The sequence below is a fragment of the Actinoplanes sp. URMC 104 genome (genome assembly GCF_051386375.1).
In the GTDB taxonomy this organism is placed as follows: Bacteria; Actinomycetota; Actinomycetes; order Mycobacteriales; family Micromonosporaceae; genus Actinoplanes.
Genome location: NZ_JBPQTO010000002.1, coordinates 1,884,311 through 1,907,871, shown reverse-complemented (window position 1 = coordinate 1,907,871; position 23,561 = coordinate 1,884,311). Strand labels below are relative to the sequence as shown.

Genomic DNA, 23,561 nt, shown 5'->3' with positions numbered 1-23,561 from the left:
GCCCACCGCCTCCCCCGCCCGCCCCGGGTGTGGGGAGATGCGTGTGCGCGGGGATCCTACTCGCCGCGCGGCGGGCGGCGGGGCGTTGTGCACAGGGGGGCGCACCCGGACTGCACCGGCTGCGGAACGGCGTTGTCAACACCCGGGCCGCAGGCTGTGGGCAGACGGGAAGAGCCCGTCCAGCAGACGGCCTGGGAGAGACAGTGAGTGCAGAGCGGGAATCAGTCATCGGTGTCGCTCTGGACCTGACGGCCGACGCCCATGTGCACACTGGTTTCGCGGCGGGCCGGGACGCTGTCGGCGTCGTCGTCTCGGCGGCCGACCTGGCCGGGCTCAGCGCGGTTACGTTCGCCGACCAGGTCGGGCCGGAGACCACGTGGCTGCCCGCCTACGCCGACTCGATCCGCCGGGCGCAGCGGCGCACCGAGCTGCGCCTGCGCATCGCGGGCGAGGTCGAGGTCGTGCGCCCGGACGGCTGGCTCGCGCTGCCCGCCGACCTCGGTCACCTCGAGGCCCTCTCCGTCGCCGTCTCCGGGCTGCCGACGGCCGCGGGCGTTCACGGACCGCGCGAGGTGCGGGGCATGCTGGCGGCCGGCCGGCTCACGGCGGACCAGGTGGCCGAGGAGCTGGTGACGGCGACCGTACGGGGTATCGAGCGCGCCTCCCGCTACGCGCCCACCCAGCTCGCCCGGCCGCTGTGCCTGCTCGCCCAGGTGGGTCTCGACGACGCCGTGCTGGGCCCCGACCTGATCGACGCGCTGGCCGTGGCCTGCCGCGACACCGGCACCGTGGTGGAGATCAGCGAGGCCTGGCGTTCGCCGTCGCCGCGGCTGGTCGCGCTGCTGCGTGCGGCGGGGGTGGCGATGGTGCCCGCGAGTGACGCCCGGTACGCAGGCGAGGTCGGCCACTGGCAGTACCTGCGCCGGGTCTGAACGAAACGGGCCGCTCGCCGTACTCGTCTCCGTACGCTCAGTCATGCCGACAGCCACCACGTGAAGGCATGGGAGAGATGCGATGAGCATGGTTCAGCAGGCCATCGAGGTGAGTGCACCGTTGCACACGGTGTACGAGCAACTCGCCGCGTTCGAGAACTACCCGCGGTTCATGAGCGGGGTCCGTGAGGTCACCCCGCTGGGCAACGACCGGACGCACTGGGTCATGGACGTCGAGGGCAGCGTCCGCGAGTTCGACGCCCAGATCGTCGAGCGTTCGCTGGACGAGCGGGTCTCCTGGTCGACCACGGAGGGGCCGCTGGTCGCCGAGACCATCACGCTGCGGCCGATGGGCGAGACCAAGACCCAGGTGGTCGCCCAGCTCGAGGCCGACGTCGCGTTCCTGCTGCCCAACGACCGGCACGGGCAGGCCGCGCTGACCAAGCGCCTGAAGGCCGACCTCACCGCGCTCAAGGGCCTGGTGGAGGGCGGCGCGAGCACGAAGCAGCTGCGGCCGGTGCCGTCGCCCGCGGCGGTGGCCGCGCGGGTCCGCAGCAACGCGCATCCGGGCGCCGGTTGGGGGACCAGCGCCGCCGAGCGGAGCAACGGGAGCGCCGCCGACCTGCCCTACCACGGCATGTCCGCGTCGACGATGGGCACCAGCGTCGACATCACCTCGGCGCCGGGCATCCGGAGCGCCCGCGACCTCGACGACGTGCTGGCGCCGGGCCGGCGGATCGCCAGGGCGGGCACGGTCAGCGGCGGCGCGTCCGGCAGCGCCCGGATGGGCGGGCGCACCAACCGGAAGGACGCCTGGGGCGACGGCATGATCAACGAAGAGGACCGGGGCAGCGCCCGCGACATCTAGACACGACCAGCGAGAAGGGCCGGCCCGCCAGCGGTGCCGGCCCTTCGCCGTGTCACACCGGGGCGGCCTCGAACGCGACGATCAGGCGGGCGCCGTGCGGGTCGGCGTGCTCGTAGCGGACCGTGCCGCCGTTGGCCTCGACCAGGTGCCGCACGATGAACAGGCCCATCCCGGCCCCGCGCACGACCCGCCCGAACAGGTTCGGCAGCAGCTCGTCGGGGATGCCGGGCCCGCTGTCCTGCACCACCAGCTCGATCCGCTCACCGTGCCGGGCGGCGGTCAGCCGGATCGGCGCGGCCCCGTACGCGACGGCGTTGCGCACCAGGTTCTGCAGCACCGCGACGACGTGGGCGCGGTCGGCCAGCACCGACATGTCCTCGCCGATGTCGACGCTCACGTCGTCCCCGGCGCTCGGGGAGGCGACCACGGACGCGGCCTCGTGCAGGGACACCGGCGTCCGGCGCGCGGTGATCGAGCCGGTGTCGAGCCGGAACAGCAGCTGGAGGTCGTTCATCATCTTGATCAGCCGCTGCGTGTTCTTGTCGATCTTCGTGGCGAGCTCGAGCCGGAGGTCGTCGGGCAGGTCGTCCCAGTCGGCGCGGAGCAGCTCGGCGAGGCTGGCGATCGAGCTGATCGGCTGCGCGACGTCGTGGGTCAGCATCGAGGTGAGGTCGTTCTTGAAGGTCAGCGCCGCCTCGAGCCGGGCGTTCGCCTCGCGCAGCCGGGCGTTGCCGCGTTCGAGCTCGGCGGCGTGCTCGCCGAGTGCCGCCTCGGCCCGCTTGCGGTCGCCGATGTCGACGTAGGTGGCCACGTACGCCATGGGCTCGCCCGCCTCGTCGGGCACCGGCGCGACCGTGGCCAGCACCGGCACCGCTCCGCCGTCGACCCGGGGCAGCTCCCAGTCGCCTCCGGCGGCCGGCGGCACGGGCGGGGGGTCCAGCCGGACGGGCTCGTCGGCGCCGTGCCCGGTGAGCTCGCGCCAGCGCCGGTTGACGTCGATGACGTTGTAGTTGGCGTCCAGCACCATGACTGCCTCGTTCATCGACTGCAGCAGCGTGCCGGCGAAGGTGGTGACGTCCTGCCGCCGCCGGTCGAGCCGGACGAGCGTGCGCACGAGCGGGCCGAGCATCGCCAGCACGGCGAGCGCGGCGAGCGTCGCGACGGAGGCGGGGAAGTCGGAGCGCAGGCCGGCCACGCAGATCGTGGCGGCGGCGAGCAGGAGGAGGACGGCGGCGCCGTGCACGACCCGGCCGGCGGTCCGGCTGATGACCGGCAGCGCCTGCAGCAGCAGGGCCAGTCCGGCCGGGACGAACGCGGCCGCCGGAGCGGCGAGGAAGCCGTCCGGCGGAGCGTCTCTCGGTGACGTGAGCAGCAGCGCCGCGGCGCCGGCGACGGCGACCGCGACACCGGCGCACCCGGCGGTCAGCCGGGGGAGCCTGCCCAGATCACGCGCCGCGTCATGCACGTAATCCCCTCAACAACAGAGGAAAAGAGCATAACGCGGCGTATGCGCATCAAGCGGTTACTTTCCCGCCCACTCGAAGCCGTTCTCGAGGACGATGCGCTCGCCGACGCGGGCGATGTCGTCGGCGTGACGGTTGGCGTGGTGTCCGCAGAACGCCAGCTCGCCGCCGCTGGTCAGCGTGACCACCAGCTTGGCGGCGGCGCTGCAACGGTCGCAGCGCTCGGTCAGCGAAGCAACGGTGGTGATCTCGGGCGACAGCAGGCTGGACATATCGCTCTCCTTGCTCAGTGGCGGTGTGTAGCGGTACGCCGTGTTGATCGGCCTCCCACCGCACAGCTTTAGCTGTTCTCTTCGATCTTCGCCGACCCCCGCCAGGGGCCCGGCGACGTTGCAACCCAGGTGCAACCGGGTCGCACCGGAAGTTCCCCCAACGCCCGTGGCCATGCGTGCCGGAACGGTGAACTGGCCTACAGATGCCGCGATCACGCAAAGGCCGGACCGTGCAACCTGCCGCCGATAGCGTGAAACCGCGAACCGGCACGGAATGTGACATCCGAACGACCAGGAGGATCCATGTCGCAGGCGCCCGCACCCGAGACGCGGCCCACGGTCCTCGTCGTGGACGACGAGGAGGACCTGCGCGACATCATGCGCCGGATGCTCGAGCGCCGCGGCTTCTCGACGCTGATCGCCGGCGACTCGCAGCAGGCCATCGCCGTCTGCCGCGAGCATCCCGGCGCCATCGACATCCTGGTCACCGATCTGGGGCTGCCCGGCGTCTCGGGCGGCGAGCTGTCCCAGGCGGCCACCGAGCTGCGGCCGGACATGAGCGTCGTCTACATCTCGGGCCTGCCCAAGGAGATCGCCGTGGCCGACGGGCTGATCGGGGAGGACGCGCTGCTGGTGAAGAAGCCGTTCAGCCGTGACGTGCTCGTCGACGCGCTGCGCTCGGTGCTCGGGGAGCGCAGCGGCACCTGAACCGCACCGGCCGGCTCACCGTGGCCGCTACCCGCACGACCGAACCTGATCTCAGACGTTACTCACCCCCTGAGGTCGGGCCGGTCCGCTGCGGAGGACCGGCCCGATCTCGTCTCCGGCCAGGGGACCGTCAGCTCGCCGAGCCGCCACCGGCCCGGGCCGTCCAGCACCGGCCGGCCCTCCGCGCGCATCCGGCGGCACGTCGCCAGCCAGCGCTGACGCGGCCCGAACGGCGTCGCCTCCGCCTCCCACGCCCGGCCCAGCGCGCGCAGCAGCTCGTGCACCGGCTCGCCCGGCACGTTGTGATGGATCAGCGCCTTGGGCAGCCGCTCCGCGAACGTCGCCGGATGATCCAGATCGGCCAGCCGCGCGGACAGCGTGAGCGTGCTCGGCACGCCGGACTCGACGACCGCCCACGTCGCGATCCGCCCCAGCTCGTCGCAGGTGCCCTCGACCAGCACGGCGCCGGTCGCCGTCATCGCCTGCCAGGCCCCGGCCACGTCCGGCTCGGGGTACTGCCGCAGCACGTTGAACGCGCGCACCACCACCGGGCGCAGGCCGGCCAGCTCGAAGCCGCCGCGCCGGAACAGCAGGCGCGGGGGATCGGCGTACGGCTGGGCGGCCTCCACGCGTACGGGATCGATCTCGAGACCCACCACGGTGACGTCGGAACGGACGCTCGCGGCCAGGCGGCTTCGCAGCTCGACGGCCGTCACCGGGGTCGCGCCGTAGCCCAGGTCGATCACCAGGGGCTGCGCCGCGTCGCGGAGAAGAGCCCCGCAGCGGTACGCCACGTAGTTGTCGACGCGACGTAGCCGGTTGGGATTCGTGGTCCCCCGGGTGATCGCGCCGACCGGCTTCACTACTTCTCCTGCTCCCGGTGGACCTTGTGCTGCGCGGCCTGCGCCAGCGGCCGGACCACGATGCGGTCGAGGTTGACGTGGTGCGGCCGGGTGGCGGCGAACGCGATGATGTCGGCGATGTCGTCGGCCACGAGCGGTTCCCGTACGCCCTGGTAGACCGCGTCCGCCTTGGCCTGGTCACCGCCGAAGCGCTTGAGCGCGAACTCGTCGGTCCGCACCATGCCCGGGTCCACCTCGACGATCCGTACGGGCTTGCCGGACAGCTCCAGCCGCAACGTGCCGACCAGGGCCGTCTGGGCGTGCTTGGCTGCCGTGTATCCGCCGCCGCCCTCGTAGACCGTGAACGCCGCGGTGGAGCCGACCGTCACGATCGTCCCGTTGCCGCTGGCCACCAGGGCCGGGAGCAGGGCCTGCGTCACTCGCAGCGTGCCCAGCACGTTGACGTCGTACATCCACTGCCAGTCCTCGGCCGAGCCGGACTCGACCGGGTCCAGTCCGGCCGCGCCGCCGGCGTTGTTGACCAGCAGCGTGACCGGACCGCCAAGCGCGGTGACGGCCGCGGCCAGCGCGGCGACCGATTCCCCGGACGTGATGTCGCACTCCACCGGGGTGGCCGATGCGGGCCCGATGTCGGCGACCAGCTTCTCGAGCCGCTCGACCCGGCGCGCCGCCGCGACGACGTGGAACCCCTCGGCGGCGAGCCGGCGGGCGGTCGCCTCCCCGATGCCGCTGGACGCGCCCGTGACCACTGCGATGTTCTGCATGCCCCCATCCTTCCCGATGACGTCGGTCACCTCCGAGCGCCTGCATGGGGGTTCAGCGGTTGCCGGCGGGGAAGATTAATGACCGCGCAACAATTCGCGTGCCAACCGCCCAGGAGGGACAAATCGTGGCAGAATGGCCGGCCCCGCGGCGCATCGCCACCCTCTCGGTTCACACGTCCCCGCTCGAGCAGCCGGGCACCGGCGACGCCGGCGGCATGAACGTGTACATCGTCGAGGTCTCCAAACGGCTCGCCCGGCTCGGCGTCGAGGTCGAGATCTTCACCCGCGCCACCCGCAGCGAGCTTCCCCCGGTCGTCGAGATGGCCCCCGGCGTCTCGGTCCGGCACGTGACCTCCGGTCCGTTCGAGGGCCTCTCCAAGGAGGAGCTGCCCGCCCAGCTCTGCGCGTTCACCAACGGGGTGCTGCGCGCCGAGGCGGCGCACCCGCCGGGCCACTACGACCTGATCCACTCGCACTACTGGCTCTCGGGGCAGGTCGGCTGGCTGGCCCGCGAGCGCTGGGGCGTGCCCCACGTGCACACCGCGCACACGCTGGCCAAGGTGAAGAACAGGCTGATCGCCGAGGGCGACCGCCCGGAGCCCAAGGCCCGCGTGATCGGCGAGGAACAGGTGATCGCCGAGTCCGACCGGCTGGTGGCGAACACCCGCTTCGAGGCGCAGGACCTGGTCACGTACTACGACGCCGACCCGGCCCGCACCACGGTCGTGCTGCCCGGCGTCGACCTGGGCCGGTTCCGCCCCGGCCGCCGCGACCGGCGGCGCTTCGGCCTGCCCGAGCGCGGCAAGGTCATCGCGTTCGTCGGCCGCATCCAGCCGCTCAAGGCGCCCGACGTGCTGATCGCCGCGCTCGCCGAGATGCGCGACCCGGACACCACGCTGGTCGTCTGCGGCGGCCCGAGCGGCACCGGGCTCGACCGGCCGACCGCGCTCATCGAGCTGGCCGCCTCGCTCGGGGTCAGCGACTCGGTCGTGTTCCTGCCGCCGCAGAACGGCGCCGGGCTGGCCGCGCTCTACCGCGCCGCCGACGTGGTGGCCGTGCCGTCGTACAACGAGTCGTTCGGCCTGGTCGCGGTCGAGGCGCAGGCGTGCGGCACGCCGGTGGTGGCTGCCGCGGTGGGCGGGCTGGTGACCGCCGTACGCGACGGGGTGAGCGGGGTGCTGGTCGACGGGCACGACCCGAAGCAGTGGGCCGCGGTGCTCGACGACCTGCTCGCCGCGCCACGCCGGCTGCGGCGGCTCGCGGCCGGAGCGGTCGCGCACGCCTCCGACTTCTCGTGGGACCGGACGGCCGAGGGGCTGCTGCGGGTCTACCGTGAGGCCGTGACGGAACATCGCGCTCTGATCGCGCAGCGCCTGGAGGCGTACGCATGGTGACCGAACTGATCGAGAAGGTGCTCACCGAGCGGGAGCTCGAGTGGGAGACCACCGGCCCGGGCTCCTATGTGGTCACGCTGCCCGGCACGCACAAGCTCAAGACCGCGTGCAACCTGATCGTCGGCGAGCACGCGCTGCGCGTCGAGGCGTTCGTGATGCGCCGGCCCGACGAGCGGCACGAGGAGCTCTGGGCGTGGCTGCTGCGGCGCAACGCCCGGATGTACGGGGTGTCGTTCTCGATCGACGCGGCCGGCGACGTCTACCTGACCGGGCGGGTGTCGCTGACCGGCCTGGATTCCGACGAGCTCGACCGCCTGCTGGGCGCCGTTCTGACGTACGCCGACGAGTCGTTCGACACCATGCTCGAGATCGGGTTCGGCTCGTCGATCCGCCGCGAGTGGGAGTGGCGGGTCAAGCGCGGTGAGTCACTGGCGAATTTGCAGGCCTTCAAGCACCTGGCTCCCTCGGGCGACGATTCCTGACTCCCGGGCACCGTCCATTTCGGCCGGACGACCCGTATCGGGGGATACGTGTGTCGTAACTCTGTCACCGGGTAGTTAAGGGGTGATCGGAAAAGGCCGATGAATGAGAGGTGAATGGGCGTGGCTGCCACGAAGACCGCGAAGGGCCGCACCAGCCGCAACGACACTCCGAACACCCCTGACGTGAACGAGAGCAAGATCGCCCGGATGAAGGTCGACGAGCTGCGCCGGGAACTGAAGAACCGGGGCGTCAAGGGCACCGAGGACCTCAAGAAGCCGCAGCTGGTCGACAAGCTGATCAAGGCTGAGCTGAAGTCCGGCAGATCGGGCTCCGCCAAGTCGGGCTCGACCAAGTCGAGCTCCTCCAAGGCGAGCTCGTCCAAGTCCGGTTCCTCGACGTCGAGCTCGTCCAAGTCCGGCTCGAGCAAGAACCCGACCAGCGGGAACGACACCCCGAACACCCCCGAGGTGGCCGAGAGCAAGATCGCCCGCCTCAAGGTGCCGGAGCTGCGCACCCGGCTGGCCCGGCGCGGCGTCTCGGACACCGCCGACCTCAAGAAGCCCGACCTGGTCAAGAAGCTGATCAAGGCGGAGCAGAAGGCCGCGAAGTCGACCAACTCCGCGAAGTCGACCAACTCCGCGAAGTCCAAGTCGAGCGGCTCCGCGAAGTCGTCGCGGTCCACGAAGGACAGCAACCCGACAAGCGGCAACGACACCCCGAACACTCCCGGCGTGGACGAGAGCAAGATCGCCCGGCTCAAGGTGTCGGAGCTGCGTTCCCGGCTCGAGCGCGAGGGCGTCGCCGACACGGCCAAGCTCAAGAAGCCGGAGCTGGTGAAGCGGCTCGTGAAGAGCCTCACCGGCAAGCAGTCCGGTAAGCAGTCCGGAAAGCAGGACAAGGCCGGCAAGGAGAGCGGCGGCAAGCGGACCGGCAAGAACATGTCGAAGTCGCTCGACTACTCGCAGGAGATCACGTCGACGTCGCAGCGGCCCGAGCGCGACGGGCGCAGCCTGGTCACCACCGACCACGAGGTGATCCGGCAGTGGGCGAAGACCCGCAAGGCGGTGCCCGCGACCGTGGCCGGCACGCAGCACGACGGCCACCTCGGCGTCCTGCGCTTCGACTTCCCCGGGTACTCCGGCGACCGGCTCGTCGAGGTCAGCTGGGCGGAGTGGTTCGAGGCGTTCGACAAGCGCCGGCTCAACTTCATCTACCAGGAGAAGCGGTCGGGCGGTTCGCGCAGCAACTTCTTCCAGCTGGAGAATCCCGACGAGTGAGGGCCGACCGGATGAGGGAAGCCTCCTCCGCCGATCGGGCAATTGTCGGTGACTGTGATGGTGCAGACAGATGGCGGACAGCTAGTTGGCTTGTCTGAGTTGACTGCCCCAACTAGCGTAATCAATGGACGCCGGACCGTTAGTTCGGGGAACTGGTTGATCGGAGACGATCACCGCGGCCGGCGTTTGGGGACGGGTGGCATATGCCGTTGGGGGACGGCGCGACCCGAGACCGGCGGTTAGTGCGGGCGACGCCTATGGGGATGGGCGTCGTCCGCCGCCGCCGGCGCCAACCGGACGGCCCAGCGGGCCGTCCTTTTTCGTGTCCGGACGCTCGGCCCGCGGAGCAGCGGATCAGCGCACGTCGGCGGTGGCTGACGTGTCCGGACCCGCGGCGCTGCGGGTCAGCGGACGTCGGCGGTGGCCGACGTCTCGGCGCGGAGGGCGGCGACGCGGCGCTCGCGGGGTGGCCCGGCCACCAGGTGCAGGCCGGCGGCGACCACCCCCAGGGCGCCCACGACCAGCCAGAAGCCGTCACCGAGGTACTGCAGTCCCGGGCCGCCCAGGGAGGGCGCCAGGAAGGACGCGGCGGGGAAGGTCAGGAAGAAGACCGCCTGATAGCGGCCGCGCAGCGCGAGCGGCGCCAGCTCTGAGTTGATCTCGGCGTTCGGGGGCGCGGCCAGCATGCTGCCCACGGTCCAGATCACCGCGGCGATCAGATAGACGGGCAGGTGGCCGGCGACTGCCAGGACGCCGAAGCCCAGGCCGTCGGCCAGCAGCGCCAGCGCGAGCACGCGGTGCTTGGGCCGGCCGTCGATGAGCCGGGGCACGAAGAGCTGGCCGAGCACGATCAGGGCGCCGCCGAGGGCGACCACCGACCCGTACGCCGCGGGGCTCAGGCCGTCGGCGTGCATCGCCAGCGGCACGATCGTGCTGCTCTGGGTGTAGATCAGCGCCTGGATCAGGGTCAGCCCGGCGAAGACCAGGAAGACCCGGTCGGTGAGCACCGTGCCGAGCCCGCCGTGCGGCTCGTGGCGGGCGACCGGGCGGCGCAGCGTCTCGGGCACCTTCCAGGCGATCAGCACGCCGGTGGCCAGGGTCGACGCGGCGTCGATCAGGAACAGGCCCTGGTAGCTCCACTCGGCCAGCACCCCGGCGAGCAGCGACGCGCCGGCCATGCCCAGGTTCATCGCCCAGAACTGGAGGTTGAAGGCGCGCGAGCGCTTCTCGGCGGGCGTCACGTCGATGATCGCGGCGACGAATGCGGGGCCGGGCATCGACTGGGCGACGCCGAGCAGCGCGCACAGCACCGCGATCAGCGCGAGGTCGGTGCTGAAGGCGAGCGCGACCAGCGCGGCGACCGTCGCGAAGTGCGAGACCAGCAGCGTGCGCCGGCGTCCCCAGCGGTCGGTGAGGACGCCGCCGGCCAGCGTGCCGGCCAGGCCACCGATGCCGTACGTGCCGACGATGAGCCCGGCCAGCGCGGCCCCGGCGCCGCGCTGCGAGGTCAGGTACAGCGACAGGAACAGCACCGCGAACCCGCCGACCCGGTTGATCAGCAGGCCGGTCCAGAGGTACCAGTACGTGGCGGACAGCCCGCCGGCCGTGTCCCGCAGCCATGCCCGCACGCGGTGCTCCCTACTGGTAAGCGTCCTTACTAATAGGGACGTTACCGCGAGGAGACGTTGGCGGGAGTGTCGGCCGCCGGCTCGGCCACGGCGGGCACGGGCAGCGGCGCGGGCTCCAGGACGGCAGCGACGCGCCGGCGGCGGCTCGGGCCGGAGATCAGGTGGCCCAGGGCGACCAGCACGCAGACGACGAAACAGCCGAGCCACAGCGCGGTGTTGCCGAGGTGCTCCTGCGTGAAGCCGCCCACGACCGGCGCGAGCGCGGTGCCGGCCGACCAGCTCAGCGAGTTGAGCCCCTGATAGCGACCGCGCATCGCGACCGGCGAGAGCTCCGCCACGGTGGTCGCGTTGCTGGGGGACTGGATCATCTCGCCGAGCGTCCAGATCACGACGGTCAGCGCGAAGAACCACGCCGCGTGCGCGAACGCGGTGAGCCCGAAGCCGACGCCCATGATCAGGGCGCCGAGCGCGAGCACCCGGTACGGCTCCCGGCCGCCGATCAGCCGCGGCACGAACAGTTGCCCGAGCACGATCAGCACCCCGTTGACCGCGATCACCCAGCCGTAGGTCGCCGCCGACAGCCCCTCGGCCGTCATCGTGATCGGCAGCGTCGACATGTGCTGCATCATCACGGCGATGCCGCCGAGCGAGATCAGCAAGTACGTCAGGAAGACCCGGTCGCGCAGCACGGCCACCATGCCGCCGCCCGCGCCGCGTTCCTGCCGTGCGGCCGGGCGGGCGGGGCGGGTCTCGCGCAGGAAGGTCAGGCAGATCAGCGCCGTGACCAGCGTGGTGCCCGCGTCGACCACGAACAGCAGCAGGTAGTCGGCCTTGGCGGCGAGCCCGGCGCCGACCGCCGACAGCGCGAAGCCGAGGTTGATGGCCCAGTAGTTGAGCGAGAACGCCCGGACGCGGTCGCGCTCGGGCACGACGTCGACCATCATCGCCGAGAACGCCGGCCGCACCGCCTCGCTGAAGAAGCCCAGCAGCAGGGCGACCGCGACGATCTGCCCGTAGTCGTGAGCGAAGCCGAGCGTGAGCATGAGCGCCGCCGCGCCGAACTGCGCGGTCAGCATGGTCGGCTTGCGGCCCCAGCGGTCGGCCAGCACCCCGCCGGCCGTGGTGCCCAGCGCGCCGCCCACGCCGTAGAGGCCGATCACCAGGCCGGCCTGGCTCTGCGAGAAGTGCCGCTCACCGGTCAGGTAGATCGCCAGGAAGATGACCACGAACGAGCCGAGGCGGTTGATCAGCGTGCCGGTCCAGAGCAGCCAGAACTGCCTTGGCAACCCGCCGACGGCCTGGTCGAACCACGCTCGCACGTCGCCTCCCGGTAAGTGGTGATGATGCCCCGTTGCCTTACAACCTAGGGGGTGGCGCAAACGGGTTTCCACGTGGTGGTCGCCACTGCGGGGTCCTCGCCCGCGGTTGCGGGCGCTGCGGCAGGATGGAGCCCATGACAGGGACTTTGGTGCTGCTGCGACACGGCAACAGCGAGTGGAACGCCAAGAACCTCTTCACCGGCTGGGTCGACGTCGACCTGGACGCCAAGGGTGAGGCCGAGGCCCGCCGCGGTGGCGAGCTGCTGAAGGAGAGCGGCGTACTGCCGGACGTGGTGCACACCAGCGTCCTGCGCCGCGCGATCCGGACCAGCGAGATCGCTCTGCACATCACCGACCGGCACTGGATCCCGGTGAAGCGGTCGTGGCGGCTCAACGAGCGCCACTACGGCGCGCTGCAGGGCAAGGACAAGAAGCAGACCCTCGAGGCGTACGGCGAGGAGCAGTTCATGCTCTGGCGGCGCTCGTACGACGTGCCCCCGCCGCCGATCGAGCCCGGCTCGGAGTTCGCGCAGTTCGACGACCCGCGCTACGCGCTGCTGCCGCCCGAGGCCAAGCCCACCGCCGAGTGCCTCAAGGACGTGCTGGTCCGCGCGCTGCCGTACTGGTACGACGAGATCGTGCCGGACCTGCGCGCCGGCAAGACCGTGCTGGTCGCCGCGCACGGCAACTCGCTGCGCGCGATCGTCAAGCACCTCGACCAGATCTCCGACGAGGCGATCGCCAAGCTCAACATCCCGACCGGGATCCCGCTGCGCTACGACCTCGACGACGACCTGCGCCCGCTCAAGCCGGGCGGCGAGTACCTCGACCCCGAGGCCGCGAAGGAGGCCGCCGCGGCGGTCGCCAACCAGGGCCGCTAGGTCGCTGGACGCAGAAAGGCCGGGATGCCCCCGTGGCATCCCGGCCTTTCTTCTCGACCAGGTCAGCCCTGATCGCTCACCGGCTCACCGGTGATCAGATAGACCAGCTGCTCGCCCACGTTCACCGCGTGGTCGGCGTAGCGCTCGTAGAAGCGGCCCAGCAGCGCGCCGTCGATCGCGGTCTCCGCGCCGTACGGCCAGTCGTCGTGGAGCAGGATGCGGAACAGCTCGCGCTCCAGCTCGTCGATCTCGTCGTCGGCCTGCTCGAGCTTGGCCGCGGCCTCGGCGTCGGGCTTGCCGAGCAGCAAGGTGATCTCGCCGGCCATCCGGTCGGCCACCTCGGCCATGCCCTTGAAGACGGGGCGCAGCTCCGCGGGCACCGCCGGCGACGGGTGCCGCCGCCGCGCCGTCTTGGCCACGTGCTCGGCCAGGTCGCCCATCCGCTCGAGGTCGGCGGAGATGTGCAGGGCGGTGATGACCATGCGCAGGTCCGAGGCGACCGGCGCCTGACGGGCGATCGTGTCGGCCACCTTGGTCTCGACCTGGCTGTAGATCTTGTCGACCTCGATGTCGCGCTCGATCACGCTCTCGGCGGCCTTCAGGTCGGCGGTGAGCAGCGCGCTCGTCGCCTTGCGCATGGCAGCGCGTACGGCCTCGGCCATCGTGACCAGCAGGCGGCTGACTTCGTTGAGGTCGGCCTGGAACTCCTCGCGCATGTCCTCGTCCCCGGGGGTTCGGTGAGGCCGTCCCGTGGGCAGGGCACGACCGTGTCGGGTTCAAACTATGCGGACCCGGCGGCGACGGCGTGAACAGCGATGAACGACGCCGGGCGCAGTGGTGAACATTATTCGAAGCGCGCCCGGTTTGTCCGGCTCATCCTAGTGTCCAGGTAAACAATGACCCTACGATCGCTGCGTGGACCTGGCGTACGGCATCCCGTTGATCCTCGTCGCGCTCGCCGTCGGGGCGATCGCGGGAGTGCTGATCGCTCGTGCCCGCAGGTCGCCGCAGTCGTCGGAAGCCTCCGATCGCCGGCCGCACGAGGGGGGACGCGCCATCGAAGCTGACGAGGAGTCCGCTGTCCGGCACGCGGCGGGCGGAGCAGCCGCGTGGGAGCCGCACACCGGCAAGCACGGGATGAAGGGGCTCGGCCGCAAGAGCCTCGACTCGCTGCGCGTCGGTGTGGTGGTCCTCGACGCCGAGGATCATCCGGTGCTGGTCAACCCGGCCGCCCGCGCGATGGGCCTGCTGCGCTCCGGCGGCGCGCCGGGGACGATCGCGGCGCACCCCATCCTGCGGACGCTCGCCGGTCAGGTGCGGCGCACGGGCGTACGCCGGGAGGTCGAGCTCGATCTGCCGCGCGGCCGGGCCGGCGCCGCGGCGGCCCCGCTCGGCCTGCACCTGCGGGCGGTGGCGCTCAACTCGTCGCACGTCGCGGTCGAGGCCGCCGACGTCACCGAGTCGCACCGGCTGGCCCGCGTGCGGCGCGACTTCGTGGCGAACGTCAGCCACGAGCTCAAGACCCCGATCGGCGCGCTTCAGCTGCTCGCCGAGGCGCTGCTCGACGCGACCGAGCTGCCCGCCGCCGACCTCGGCCAGGAGCAGTCGGAGGACCTGATGGCGGCCCGCCGGTTCGCCGAGCGGATCCACCACGAGTCGGCCCGGATGGGGCGGCTGGTCAACGAGCTGCTCGAGCTGACCCGGCTGCAGGGCGCCGAGCCGCTGCCCGCGCTCGAGCCGGTCTCGATCGACTGGGTGATCGCCGAGGTGATCGACCGCACCCGCACCACGGCGTCGGCCAAGAACATCGAAGTCGTCTACTCCGGTCCCAAGGGCGCCACCGTGTACGGCAACGACAGCCAGGTCGCCACCGCGGTGACCAACCTGGTGGAGAACGCGATCGCCTACTCGGGCGAGGACACCAAGGTCGAGCTCACCCTGCGCCAGGACGACGACTGGGTCGACATCGACGTGGCCGACCAGGGCATCGGCATCGCGCCGCACGACGTCGACCGCATCTTCGAGCGCTTCTACCGGGCCGACCAGGCCCGGTCGCGGTCGACCGGCGGCACCGGCCTGGGCCTGGCGATCGTCAAGCACATCGCGACCAACCACGGTGGCCGCGTCGACGTGACCAGCACGCTGGGCGACGGCTCGACGTTCACCCTGCGCCTCCCGGCGCGCTCCCCCGAAGCCCCCTTGCCGTTACCGACGGCAATTGAGATCGAGTCCGGTGCGGCCGGGCGTTAGCCCCGGCAGCCGGGAGATGGAAGGAACCACATTGGCCCGCGTGCTCGTGGTCGAGGATGAGGAGTCGTTCTCCGACGCCCTGTCGTACATGCTGCGCAAGGAGGGCTTCGAGGTGTCGGTCGCCCCGACCGGGACCTCGGCGCTGACGCAGTTCGACCGGACCGGTGCCGACATCGTGCTGCTCGACCTCATGCTTCCCGAGATGTCCGGCACCGAGGTCTGCCGCCAGCTGCGGCAGCGCTCGGCCGTGCCGATCATCATGGTCACCGCCCGGGACAGCGAGATCGACAAAGTCGTCGGCCTCGAGATCGGCGCCGACGACTACGTCACCAAGCCCTACTCGCCGCGCGAGCTGGTCGCCCGCATCCGTGCCGTGCTGCGCCGGCAGGGCACCGAGGCGGCCGAGGTGACCACCCCGACGCTGGCCGCCGGCCCGGTCCGGATGGACGTCGAACGCCACGTGGTGACCGTCGACGGCGCCGGCGTGCAGCTGCCGCTCAAGGAGTTCGAGCTGCTCGAGCTGCTGCTGCGCAACGCCGGCCGGGTGCTCACCCGCGGCCAGCTCATCGACCGGGTCTGGGGCGCCGACTACGTGGGCGACACCAAGACCCTCGACGTGCACGTCAAGCGGCTGCGCTCCAAGGTGGAGCCCGAGCCGTCCGCGCCGCGCTACATCGTCACGGTGCGCGGCCTGGGCTACAAGTTCGAGCCCTGATCCCTACGACTGCGGAGGGGCGGCGGGCTCGCGTCCGCCGCGCTTGCGCGGAGCTCCGGCCGCCACGGTGGCCGGGTGCACGGCCACCAGACCGGACTTGAGCCGCGCGTCGCAGAGCTCGGCGAGCCTGGCATAGGCCGGCCCGCCGATCAGCGCGGTCAGTTCCGGGGCGTACGAGATGTACATCGGGTCGCTGCCGACGTGCGCCTCCGGCGACGAGGTGCACCACCAGTCGAGGTCGTGCCCGCCCGGGCCCCACCCGCGCCGGTCGAACTCGGTGAGCGTCGACTGCAGCAGCTTCGTGCCGTCGGGCCGCTTGATCCAGTCCTGCTCGCGGCGCACCGGCAGCTGCCAGCACACGTCGGGCTTGTACGTCAGCGGGTGCACCCCGTCGCGCAGCGCCTGGGCGTGCAGGGCGCAGCCGCCCCCGCCCGCGAAGCCGGCGTCGTTGAGGAAGACGCACGGCCCGTCCTCCGACTGGATCGCGGTGCGGCGGGCCGGCTTGGCCCCGTCGATGGTGTCCACCTCGGTGTAGTTCTTGAAGCCGCGCCGGTAGTGCTGCCACGTCTCGGGCGTCAGCCGGGCGGCCGCGGCCTTGACCCTGTTCTCGTCGTCGGCGTCGGTGAAGAATGCCCCGTGCGAGCAGCAGCCGTCCTGCGCGCGCCCGGCCACGATGCCGTGGCAGGCGGAGCCGAAGACGCAGGTCCAGCGCGACAGCAGCCAGGTCAGGTCGGCGCGCACCAGGTGTTTCTCGTCGTCGGGGTCGAGGAACTCGATCCACTCGCGAGGGAAATCGAGGTCGACCTCCGCGGCGCGGTCGGCGGCCGCGGGGTCCAGAGTGATGCGGATCGGTTCACGGCGGCTCACTCGGGACAGCGTACGCGCGCGGGTGCATAACGCCGCGTCGACGCCCGGTATGACCTCATATACCCGGTCGAGGCAAGGGCACGGGCGACAAACGGGTCTACCCTTGACCTCGTGAGTTCCCGCGTCCCCGTGCTCCTGTCCAGCTCGTCGGTCTTCCCCGAGCCGACGGCCGCCGCGTTCGAACTGGCCGCCACGACCGGTTACGACGGCATCGAGGTCATGGTGTGGACCGATGCCGTCAGCCAGGACGCCGGCGCGTTGAAGGGCCTGGCCGACCACTACGACATGCCCGTCCTCTCGGTGCACGCGCCGTGTCTGCTGGTCACCCAGCGGGTGTGGAGCCCCGACCCGTGGGAGAGGCTGAGCCGCGCCGCCGAGCTGGCCGAGACGCTCGGCGCGCCGACGGTCGTGGTGCACCCGCCGTTCAGCTGGCAGCGCGACTACGCCAAGAACTTCGCCGGCGGACTGGCCAAGATCCAGGCCCGGCACCCCGATCTGTCGTTCGCGATCGAGAACATGTTCCCCGTCAAGATGGCCGGCCGCTGGTTCGTGCCCTACACCCCGGGCTGGGACCCGACCGAGACCGGCTTCGACGCCTACACGCTCGATCTGTCGCACTGCGCGGCCTCGCGGATCAACGCGCTCGCCATGGCCGACAAGATGGGCTCCGCGCTCAAGCACGTGCACCTGGGCGACGGCAGCGGCGAGGGGCGCGACGAGCATCTGGTGCCCGGCCGCGGCAACCAGCCGTGTGCGGAGCTGCTGCGGTCGCTCTCGGCGCGCGGCTTCACCGGCGCGGTGGCGCTCGAGGTCTCGACCCGCAAGGCCGCGAGCCGCGCCGCGCGCGAGGCAGACCTGCGCGAGTCCCTCGAGTTCGCCCGCAAGCATCTCGCTGAGCCTGCTGGCGATCGCTCCGCTCCGCGGGCGATCGCCTTGTAACCGGTGAGATGGCAGGCGGTTTTCCGCCACCCGCAAACCCCGCGGGCGTCGAAAAACCGTCTGCCATCTCACCGGCGGCGATCGCCGGGTCGGCAATCGCCGGCTGTTACGCGGGCGTGAGAGTCGCCGCGCGCTTGCGGGCGCGGTGGGCGGCGACGTGGGAGCGGGTGGCGCAGCGCTCCGAGCAGAAGCGGCGGCAGTTGTTCGACGACGTGTCGAGATAGACGTTGCCGCAGCGCTCGTCGGCGCAGATGCCGAAGCGGGCGCTGCCGTACTCGCAGAGCCACACCGACAGGCCCCAGACGGCGCCGGCAAGGTATTCCGCGCTGACCGACGAGCCGCGGCTGGTGACGTGCATGTGCCAGTCGGCGGCGTCGTGCCCGGAGATGCGCGGCTGCACCGGGAACAGCTCGAGCAGCGTGTTGAGCTCCTTGACCGCCTCGCCGTCGCGGCCGGACGTGCCGTACTCGAAGACGTCACGCAGGCGGCGCTGGGCGCGGCGGAACACCGCCACGTCCTTCTCGACGACCTCGTCGCGCATCCACACCTGCTCGTCGGTGAACAGCGCCCGCAGCGCTGCGAGATCGCTCATCTCCGCGTTGACGAGGTCGACCGCGGTCCGGGCGTACGCATCGAAGTTCACCCGACAACGGTAGCCGCCCCCGCGCCGGGCGGACATCAGCGTTGTGGCGGACTACGCCCCGGTAGGCATCGCCGCCACACCGGCGGCTCCCCCGCGATACCGGGTGTTCCGGACGATACGCTCGGGTCATGCTCCGCTCCCTGCTTCTGGCCGCCGCCGGTTCCGACCGTCTCGCCCGGCTCGCGGGCTCCGCGCCGGTCGGCGCCAAGGCCGCCCGCGCGTTCGTCGCCGGCCGCGACGCCGACGAGGCGCTGCGCACCGCCCGCCCGCTGGTCGACGACGGCCTGACGCTCACGGTGGAGCACCTGTCGGCCGAGACCCGCAGCGTGGAGCAGGCGGTGGCGATCCGCGACGAGTACCGCTCGCTGCTCGCCCGGCTCAAGGATGCGGGGCTGACGCCGGCGGCCGAGGTCAGCGTCAAGCTGTCGGCGCTGGGCCAGCGGCTCGACGAGGGCCTCGCCCGGGAGCACGCCCAGGCGATCTGCGCGGCCGCCGCCGAGGCGGGCACCACCGTGACGCTGGACGCCGAGGACCACACGCTCACCGACTCGACGCTGGAAATCCTGGCCGAGCTGCGCAAGGACCATCCGGGCACGGGCGCGGTGCTGCAGGCCTATCTGCGCCGCACCGAGGGGGACTGCCGCGAGCTGGCCACGGCCGGTTCGCGGGTGCGGCTGTGCAAGGGGGCGTACGCCGAGCCCGAGTCGGTGGCGTTCCAGTCGGCGCTCGACATCGACAAGTCGTTCGTCCGCTGTCTCAACGTGCTGATGTCGGGCGAGGGCTACCCGATGGTGGCGACGCACGACCCGCGGCTGATCGCCATCGCGGAGGACCGGGCGCGCTGGTTCGACCGCACCGCCGAGCAGTACGAGTTCCAGCTGCTGCACGGGGTGCGCACCGAGGAGCAGGCCCGGCTCGCGGCGGGCGGCAACATCGTGCGCGTCTATCTGCCGTACGGCGCCGACTGGTACGGCTACCTGATGCGCCGCATCGCCGAGCGCCCGCGCAACGTGGCCGTTATCGGACGCGCCGCCGTGGGCCGCTAGTCGCCTCATCGGCAACAATTCGGTCTATACCGCACCAGATCCGGCGTGTCGACCTTGACTTTTTCGAACCGATTTCACGGAACGTATCGCGTTGGTAACAGCCGTATCGATACCGTTCTGATGACACGCACGTTTGCCGCCGCGTCGCAGGCCTTCAGGTCGCCGCGGTTGTGCCTGCGAAAGGATCGGTGCGACGAAATGACGGGTCCAGCCCAGACCGAGGAACGCCTCGCGGAGGTGCGGTTCCTGACGGTGGCCGAGGTGGCCGCCCTCATGCGGGTCTCCAAGATGACGGTCTACCGGCTGGTGCACGGCGGTGACCTGACGGCCGTGCGGGTCGGCCGGTCGTTCCGCGTGCCCGAGCACGCCGTCCACGAGTACCTGCGCGGCGCGTTCTCGCAGACCGCCTGAAAAAGCGTCCCGGGGTCGTTTTGGCTCGGTGACAACCGGGCCGGTACGCTGGTGCGGTTGGTCCGGCCTCAGGCCGGGCCGTCGATCAGATCGGAGTCCGGGCCGTGCGCCGCCACGCCCGCTCCGTGCCACCAGGTTTCGAGAGGCTTTTCGTATGGGCTCCGTGGTCAAGAAGCGCCGCAAGCGTATGGCGAAGAAGAAGCACCGCAAGCTGCTGCGCAAGACCCGCGTCCAGCGTCGTCGTCTGGGCAAGTGACCCCGGGCCGGGTTTGACTCCCGGCCCTCGGGGCACTTGCCGCGCACGAAACGCACCAGCACGCACCGCACCAGCACGCATCGGAAGGTGCGCCCGTCGTGACCTCTCCGCCCAGCGTCGTCGTGGTCACCGGAGTCAGCCGATATCTCGGCGCCCGGGTGGCCGCCCGTCTCGCCGCAGACCCCCGGGTCGACCGTGTCGTCGGCCTGGATCCGTACGAACCGCCCACGGCTCTGCGTGAGCTGCTGGCCGATGTCGAGCTGATCCGGGCCGACGCCCGCGCGGCGTCCGGCGCCATCGCCGACCTGGGCGCCGAGGCGATCGTGCACCTCGCGGTGACCAGCGCGCCCGACCCGCACGCCGGGCGGGCCGCGATGAAAGAGCAGAACGTCATCGGCACGATGCAGCTGCTCGCCGCCGCGCAGGCCGCACCCAGGTTGCGCAAGCTCGTGGTGCGCTCCTCCACGGCCGCGTACGGTGCGTCGTTCCGCGACCCGGGCGTCTTCACCGAGGACACCGAGCCGCGGGCCGTGCCGCGCGGCTCGTTCGCGCGCGACATCCTCGACATCGAGGGCTACGTGCGGGGCTTCCGCCGCCGGCGGCCCGAGGTGGCCGCCACGGTGCTGCGGTTCGCGCCGTTCATCAGCTCGACCGCCGACACGACGCTCACGCGCTACTTCGCGCAGCCGGTCGTGCCCACCGTGCTCGGCCGCGACGCCCGGCTCCAGTTCGTCCACGTCGACGACGCGCTCGAGATCCTGCACCGCTCGGTGATCGAGGAGCACCCGGGCACCTTCAACGTGGCCGGCGCCGGCATCCTCGCGCTGTCCCAGGCGATCCGCCGGGCCGGGCGCATCTCGGTGCCGCTGCCCGAGGGCACGCTGTCCACGCTCGCCGGTCTGGCGCGCAACGTGGGCGTCGGCCAGATCGGCTTCGACCAGATCGACCTGTTCGTGCACGGCCGGGTGGTCGACACCACCCGCCTGGTGCGCGAGTTCGGGTTCACGCCGCGCACCACGGCCGCGGCCTTCGACGAGTTCATCAAGGCCCACGCCAACGGCTCGTCGCTGACCGCCGACCGGCTCGCCGCGGCGGAGCACGCGATCCTCGACGGCATTCGCCGGGTGCGGGCGGGCGCGGGGGGAGAGCGGCGTTGAGCCAGGACGAATTCCGCGGCATGCTGCCGGGGCAAGCCGACTTCACTCTGCCCCGGCCGGCCGAGCCGGCGCGGGTCAACGGCCGCCGCCCGATCCCGGAGGTGCCGCCGATGAGCTCCAACGGTCACCACGGCCCGGCGGACCCGCCGGCCGACGCGTTCGACGTCTGGGACCAGCGCGTCGCGCGCGGGCTGGCGTTCCTGCGCCGCCGGCTCACCGGCGCCTACGAGGTCGACGACTTCGGCTTCGACCCGGACCTGAACGACGCGGTGTTCCAGCCGCTGCTCCGGGTGCTCTACCACGACTGGTTCCGCACCGAGGTCTTCGGCATCGAGCACGTGCCCGCCACGGGCGGCGCCCTGGTCGTGGGCAACCACTCCGGCACGCTGGCGCTCGACGCGCTGATGCTCGGCGTCGCCATCCGCGACCAGCATCCCCTCGAGCGGCACCTGCGCCTGCTCGGCGCCGACCTGGTCTTCCGCATGCCCGTGGTCAGCGAGCTGGCCCGCAAGTCCGGCGCGACCGTGGCCTGCAACCCCGACGCGGAACGGCTGATGAGCTCGGGCGAGCTGGTCGGCGTCTTCCCCGAGGGCTTCAAGGGCATCGGCAAGCGCTTCGTCGACCGTTACAAGCTTCAGCGCTTCGGGCGGGGCGGGTTCGTCTCGGCGGCGCTGCGCACGGGCACCCCGATCGTGCCGGTGGCGATCGTCGGCGCCGAGGAGATCTATCCGATCCTCGCCGACGTCAAGCCGCTGGCCCGGCTGCTCGGCGTCCCGTACTTCCCGCTCACTCCGACGTGGCCGTGGCTGGGGCCGCTGGGGCTGGTGCCGCTGCCGAGCAAGTGGCTGATCCAGTTCTGCCCGCCGATCCCGACCGAGCACCTGACCGATCTCGCGGACGACCCGATGGTGGTCTACAACCTCGCCGACCAGGTGCGCGAGACGATCCAGGCGACGTTGCTGGAGTTGCTCGAGAGGCGGCCGGACCCGTTCGGGCTCTGACGTAGCGTGACTGGATAGTCACGACACGTGCGCCTATAGTGACAAGTGAGGGGCGGAACCGGTAAGACCCGGTTACCCGCCCCTCGCCATGCCTTTGCTGTGTTGCTGTGCCGGTAGTGCTGTGCCGGTGGTGCTGTCAGTTCCTGCTGAGCAGCCCGTCGAGCAGCCCGCCGAGGCCGCCCTCCTCGTCACCCTCGTCGCCGAACTGCTGCGGCTCGTCGACCTGTTGTTGTTGTTGCTGCTGTTGCTGCTGCACGTCGCTGTCGGGCGTGGCCGGCTGCACCGGGGTGCCGCCGATCGGCAGCTCCGGGGCGAGCGACGGCGTGCCGACGCCCGGCTTGGTCGCGCCGGCGCTGGCGGCCGGCGCCACGGCCGGCTTGCTCCGCTTCGGGTCCGCCTTGGCGCCGTCGCGCTTGCCGGGGCGGGCGGCCGGCTTGGTGCTCTGCCCCGACGGGCGCGTCGTGGCGTGCCGGCCGGTGCCGGCGTCCGCCGAGCAGCCCTTCAGCTTCGGACCCAGCGCGTCGGAGCCGTCCGGGACGACGGTGTCGCAGGCCAGTCCCGTACGCAGGTCCTCGGCGCGCGTGCTCACCGACTCGAGCAGCCCCAGCGAGCCGTGCGCGCGCTCCTGGTTGCCCGCGGACAGCTCGCCGAGCACCGGCGTGAGCGTCCGGCGCTGCTGCTCGACGAACGTGTCGACGACGGCCAGCGGTTTGCTGTCCGAGCGGGACACCGCCGAGGTGGTCAGCAGCTTGACGCCCTTGCGCGTGTCCGCGTCCATGTCGTCCAGCACGCGGGTGAACCCGGCGTCGGCGCCCCGCATCGCGGCCGCCTCGGCGAGCCTCGTGCGGGCGAAGTCCAGCGACAGCTGGCCGCGGGTGACGTCCGAGCCGGCCATCGCCAGCTGGGCCCGCTCGGTCGAGCGCTTGACGCCGTACAGGGCGTCGCCCGGCGACGCGTTCTCGCTGGCCGCGGAGATTCCGGAGACCGCCAGCGCGCCGGCGGCCACCCCGATGACGATCGCGCCGCGGGCCCGGATGCGGCCGCCCTGGCCGAGCAGTCCGTGGCCCAGCCGGCCGCGGGTCGCCGCGGGCGCCGGTGCGGGCTCCTCCTCGGCGGCCGCGGTGCGGCCGATGCCGTCCCGTTCCGCGGTGGCGACCAGCATGGCGCGCAGACCGGTCCGGAACTCGGGATCGACCCGCGCCCCGGGACGTGCCGCGGACAGGCCGGCGCCGATGGCGACCAGCTCGGCGAGTTCTTCGTCGGCCGGGCCGCGGCTGTGGTGCCGGCGACCGCCGTTCGTCTCGTCGAGAAGCTCCGCGAAGCGCTCGGCGCTCCGCCGGTCCAGAAAATCGAATCTCACCGCGGGCACCTCCCCTCGCTCGTGAATGAGTCGCCGGCAGCATCACCGGCGATCGCGACACCGG

Annotated in this window: 24 protein-coding genes and 1 pseudogene; 15 read left to right on the top strand and 10 right to left on the bottom strand. The window is 71.8% G+C overall.

Features of this window, described 5'->3' with window-relative positions:
- Positions 1 to 203 precede the first annotated feature (203 nt).
- Together ACSNN8_RS09935 and ACSNN8_RS09930 are read left to right on the top strand one after the other, a co-directional pair.
- Positions 204 to 932: a hydrolase gene (locus tag ACSNN8_RS09935; RefSeq protein WP_436648353.1), complete on the top strand. Its 729-nt coding sequence runs from the start codon at positions 204 to 206 to the stop codon at positions 930 to 932.
- 82 nt (positions 933 to 1,014) lie between these two features.
- Positions 1,015 to 1,800 (top strand): SRPBCC family protein, encoded by a 786-nt coding sequence (locus tag ACSNN8_RS09930; RefSeq protein ID WP_436648352.1) that lies wholly within the window; start codon positions 1,015 to 1,017, stop codon positions 1,798 to 1,800.
- A gap of 52 nt (positions 1,801 to 1,852) precedes the next feature.
- Here ACSNN8_RS09930 and ACSNN8_RS09925 read toward each other — a convergent pair whose 3' ends face one another.
- Positions 1,853 to 3,265, bottom strand: coding sequence for an ATP-binding protein (locus ACSNN8_RS09925; protein WP_436648351.1), 1,413 nt, complete (start codon positions 3,263 to 3,265; stop codon positions 1,853 to 1,855).
- A gap of 57 nt (positions 3,266 to 3,322) precedes the next feature.
- On the bottom strand, positions 3,323 to 3,535 hold the full coding sequence (locus tag ACSNN8_RS09920) for a DUF7455 domain-containing protein (protein WP_436648350.1): 213 nt from the start codon (positions 3,533 to 3,535) through the stop codon (positions 3,323 to 3,325).
- 303 nt (positions 3,536 to 3,838) lie between these two features.
- On the opposite strand from ACSNN8_RS09920, the gene ACSNN8_RS09915 reads away from it, so the two are divergent.
- Entirely contained in the window at positions 3,839 to 4,243 is a 405-nt protein-coding gene (locus tag ACSNN8_RS09915; RefSeq protein WP_436648349.1) for a response regulator, read from the top strand.
- Between the two features lie 62 nt (positions 4,244 to 4,305).
- Here ACSNN8_RS09915 and ACSNN8_RS09910 read toward each other — a convergent pair whose 3' ends face one another.
- Both ACSNN8_RS09910 and ACSNN8_RS09905 read right to left on the bottom strand, forming a co-directional pair.
- Positions 4,306 to 5,106, bottom strand: a complete 801-nt coding sequence (locus ACSNN8_RS09910; protein ID WP_436648348.1) for a class I SAM-dependent methyltransferase — start codon at positions 5,104 to 5,106, stop codon at positions 4,306 to 4,308.
- Positions 5,106 to 5,870 (bottom strand): SDR family oxidoreductase, encoded by a 765-nt coding sequence (locus ACSNN8_RS09905; RefSeq protein WP_436648347.1) that lies wholly within the window; start codon positions 5,868 to 5,870, stop codon positions 5,106 to 5,108. The genes ACSNN8_RS09910 and ACSNN8_RS09905 overlap by 1 nt, the downstream gene beginning before the upstream one ends.
- 125 nt (positions 5,871 to 5,995) lie before the next feature.
- Here ACSNN8_RS09905 and mshA point away from each other — a divergent pair, with 125 nt between their 5' ends.
- From mshA to ACSNN8_RS09890, 3 genes are all read left to right on the top strand, one after another.
- Entirely contained in the window at positions 5,996 to 7,264 is a 1,269-nt protein-coding gene (gene mshA / locus ACSNN8_RS09900) for a D-inositol-3-phosphate glycosyltransferase (protein WP_436648346.1), read from the top strand.
- Positions 7,258 to 7,746: a YbjN domain-containing protein gene (locus ACSNN8_RS09895; RefSeq protein WP_436648345.1), complete on the top strand. Its 489-nt coding sequence runs from the start codon at positions 7,258 to 7,260 to the stop codon at positions 7,744 to 7,746. Before mshA ends, ACSNN8_RS09895 begins: the two co-directional genes overlap by 7 nt.
- A gap of 120 nt (positions 7,747 to 7,866) precedes the next feature.
- Entirely contained in the window at positions 7,867 to 9,024 is a 1,158-nt protein-coding gene (locus tag ACSNN8_RS09890; RefSeq protein ID WP_436648344.1) for a hypothetical protein, read from the top strand.
- A 404-nt stretch (positions 9,025 to 9,428) separates the two neighbouring features.
- Here the strand turns inward: ACSNN8_RS09890 and ACSNN8_RS09885 are convergent, their stop codons facing one another.
- Entirely contained in the window at positions 9,429 to 10,652 is a 1,224-nt protein-coding gene (locus ACSNN8_RS09885) for an MFS transporter (RefSeq protein WP_436648343.1), read from the bottom strand.
- A 41-nt stretch (positions 10,653 to 10,693) separates the two neighbouring features.
- Positions 10,694 to 11,971, bottom strand: a complete 1,278-nt coding sequence (locus ACSNN8_RS09880) for an MDR family MFS transporter (protein ID WP_436648342.1) — start codon at positions 11,969 to 11,971, stop codon at positions 10,694 to 10,696.
- A 125-nt stretch (positions 11,972 to 12,096) separates the two neighbouring features.
- Here ACSNN8_RS09880 and ACSNN8_RS09875 point away from each other — a divergent pair, with 125 nt between their 5' ends.
- Positions 12,097 to 12,852, top strand: a complete 756-nt coding sequence (locus ACSNN8_RS09875) for a phosphoglyceromutase (RefSeq protein ID WP_436648341.1) — start codon at positions 12,097 to 12,099, stop codon at positions 12,850 to 12,852.
- A 62-nt stretch (positions 12,853 to 12,914) separates the two neighbouring features.
- Here the strand turns inward: ACSNN8_RS09875 and phoU are convergent, their stop codons facing one another.
- Entirely contained in the window at positions 12,915 to 13,568 is a 654-nt protein-coding gene (phoU, locus tag ACSNN8_RS09870) for a phosphate signaling complex protein PhoU (protein ID WP_436648340.1), read from the bottom strand.
- Positions 13,569 to 13,791: 223 nt separating this feature from the next.
- On the opposite strand from phoU, the gene ACSNN8_RS09865 reads away from it, so the two are divergent.
- Entirely contained in the window at positions 13,792 to 15,102 is a 1,311-nt protein-coding gene (locus ACSNN8_RS09865; protein WP_436649491.1) for a sensor histidine kinase, read from the top strand.
- A gap of 31 nt (positions 15,103 to 15,133) precedes the next feature.
- Positions 15,134 to 15,817: a response regulator transcription factor gene (locus ACSNN8_RS09860; RefSeq protein ID WP_267569542.1), complete on the top strand. Its 684-nt coding sequence runs from the start codon at positions 15,134 to 15,136 to the stop codon at positions 15,815 to 15,817.
- Between the two features lie 3 nt (positions 15,818 to 15,820).
- Here the strand turns inward: ACSNN8_RS09860 and ACSNN8_RS09855 are convergent, their stop codons facing one another.
- Positions 15,821 to 16,684, bottom strand: a complete 864-nt coding sequence (locus tag ACSNN8_RS09855; RefSeq protein WP_436648339.1) for a hypothetical protein — start codon at positions 16,682 to 16,684, stop codon at positions 15,821 to 15,823.
- Positions 16,685 to 16,795: 111 nt separating this feature from the next.
- Between ACSNN8_RS09855 and ACSNN8_RS09850 the strand changes: the two genes are divergently transcribed.
- Positions 16,796 to 17,623, top strand: a complete 828-nt coding sequence (locus tag ACSNN8_RS09850) for a sugar phosphate isomerase/epimerase family protein (protein ID WP_436648338.1) — start codon at positions 16,796 to 16,798, stop codon at positions 17,621 to 17,623.
- A 106-nt stretch (positions 17,624 to 17,729) separates the two neighbouring features.
- Here the strand turns inward: ACSNN8_RS09850 and ACSNN8_RS09845 are convergent, their stop codons facing one another.
- Positions 17,730 to 18,266 (bottom strand): CGNR zinc finger domain-containing protein, encoded by a 537-nt coding sequence (locus ACSNN8_RS09845; RefSeq protein WP_436648337.1) that lies wholly within the window; start codon positions 18,264 to 18,266, stop codon positions 17,730 to 17,732.
- 128 nt (positions 18,267 to 18,394) lie between these two features.
- Between ACSNN8_RS09845 and ACSNN8_RS09840 the strand changes: the two genes are divergently transcribed.
- The 5 genes from ACSNN8_RS09840 (at position 18,395) to ACSNN8_RS09820 (ending at position 22,137) form a co-directional block, all read left to right on the top strand.
- Positions 18,395 to 19,312 (top strand): proline dehydrogenase family protein, encoded by a 918-nt coding sequence (locus ACSNN8_RS09840; RefSeq protein ID WP_436648336.1) that lies wholly within the window; start codon positions 18,395 to 18,397, stop codon positions 19,310 to 19,312.
- A 198-nt stretch (positions 19,313 to 19,510) separates the two neighbouring features.
- A complete protein-coding gene (locus ACSNN8_RS09835) occupies positions 19,511 to 19,723 on the top strand; it encodes a helix-turn-helix domain-containing protein (RefSeq protein ID WP_436648335.1) in 213 nt (70 codons plus the stop codon).
- Positions 19,724 to 19,877: 154 nt separating this feature from the next.
- Positions 19,878 to 19,979 (top strand): 30S ribosomal protein bS22, encoded by a 102-nt coding sequence (locus ACSNN8_RS09830; protein WP_007465623.1) that lies wholly within the window; start codon positions 19,878 to 19,880, stop codon positions 19,977 to 19,979.
- 98 nt (positions 19,980 to 20,077) lie between these two features.
- On the top strand, positions 20,078 to 21,136 hold the full coding sequence (locus ACSNN8_RS09825) for an NAD-dependent epimerase/dehydratase family protein (RefSeq protein ID WP_436648334.1): 1,059 nt from the start codon (positions 20,078 to 20,080) through the stop codon (positions 21,134 to 21,136).
- On the top strand, positions 21,133 to 22,137 hold the full coding sequence (locus tag ACSNN8_RS09820) for a lysophospholipid acyltransferase family protein (RefSeq protein WP_436648333.1): 1,005 nt from the start codon (positions 21,133 to 21,135) through the stop codon (positions 22,135 to 22,137). The genes ACSNN8_RS09825 and ACSNN8_RS09820 overlap by 4 nt, the downstream gene beginning before the upstream one ends.
- A 484-nt stretch (positions 22,138 to 22,621) precedes the next feature.
- Here ACSNN8_RS09820 and ACSNN8_RS09815 read toward each other — a convergent pair.
- A pseudogene (locus tag ACSNN8_RS09815) lies at positions 22,622 to 23,506 on the bottom strand (DUF5667 domain-containing protein); the annotation flags it as partial.
- Positions 23,507 to 23,561: the final 55 nt, after the last annotated feature.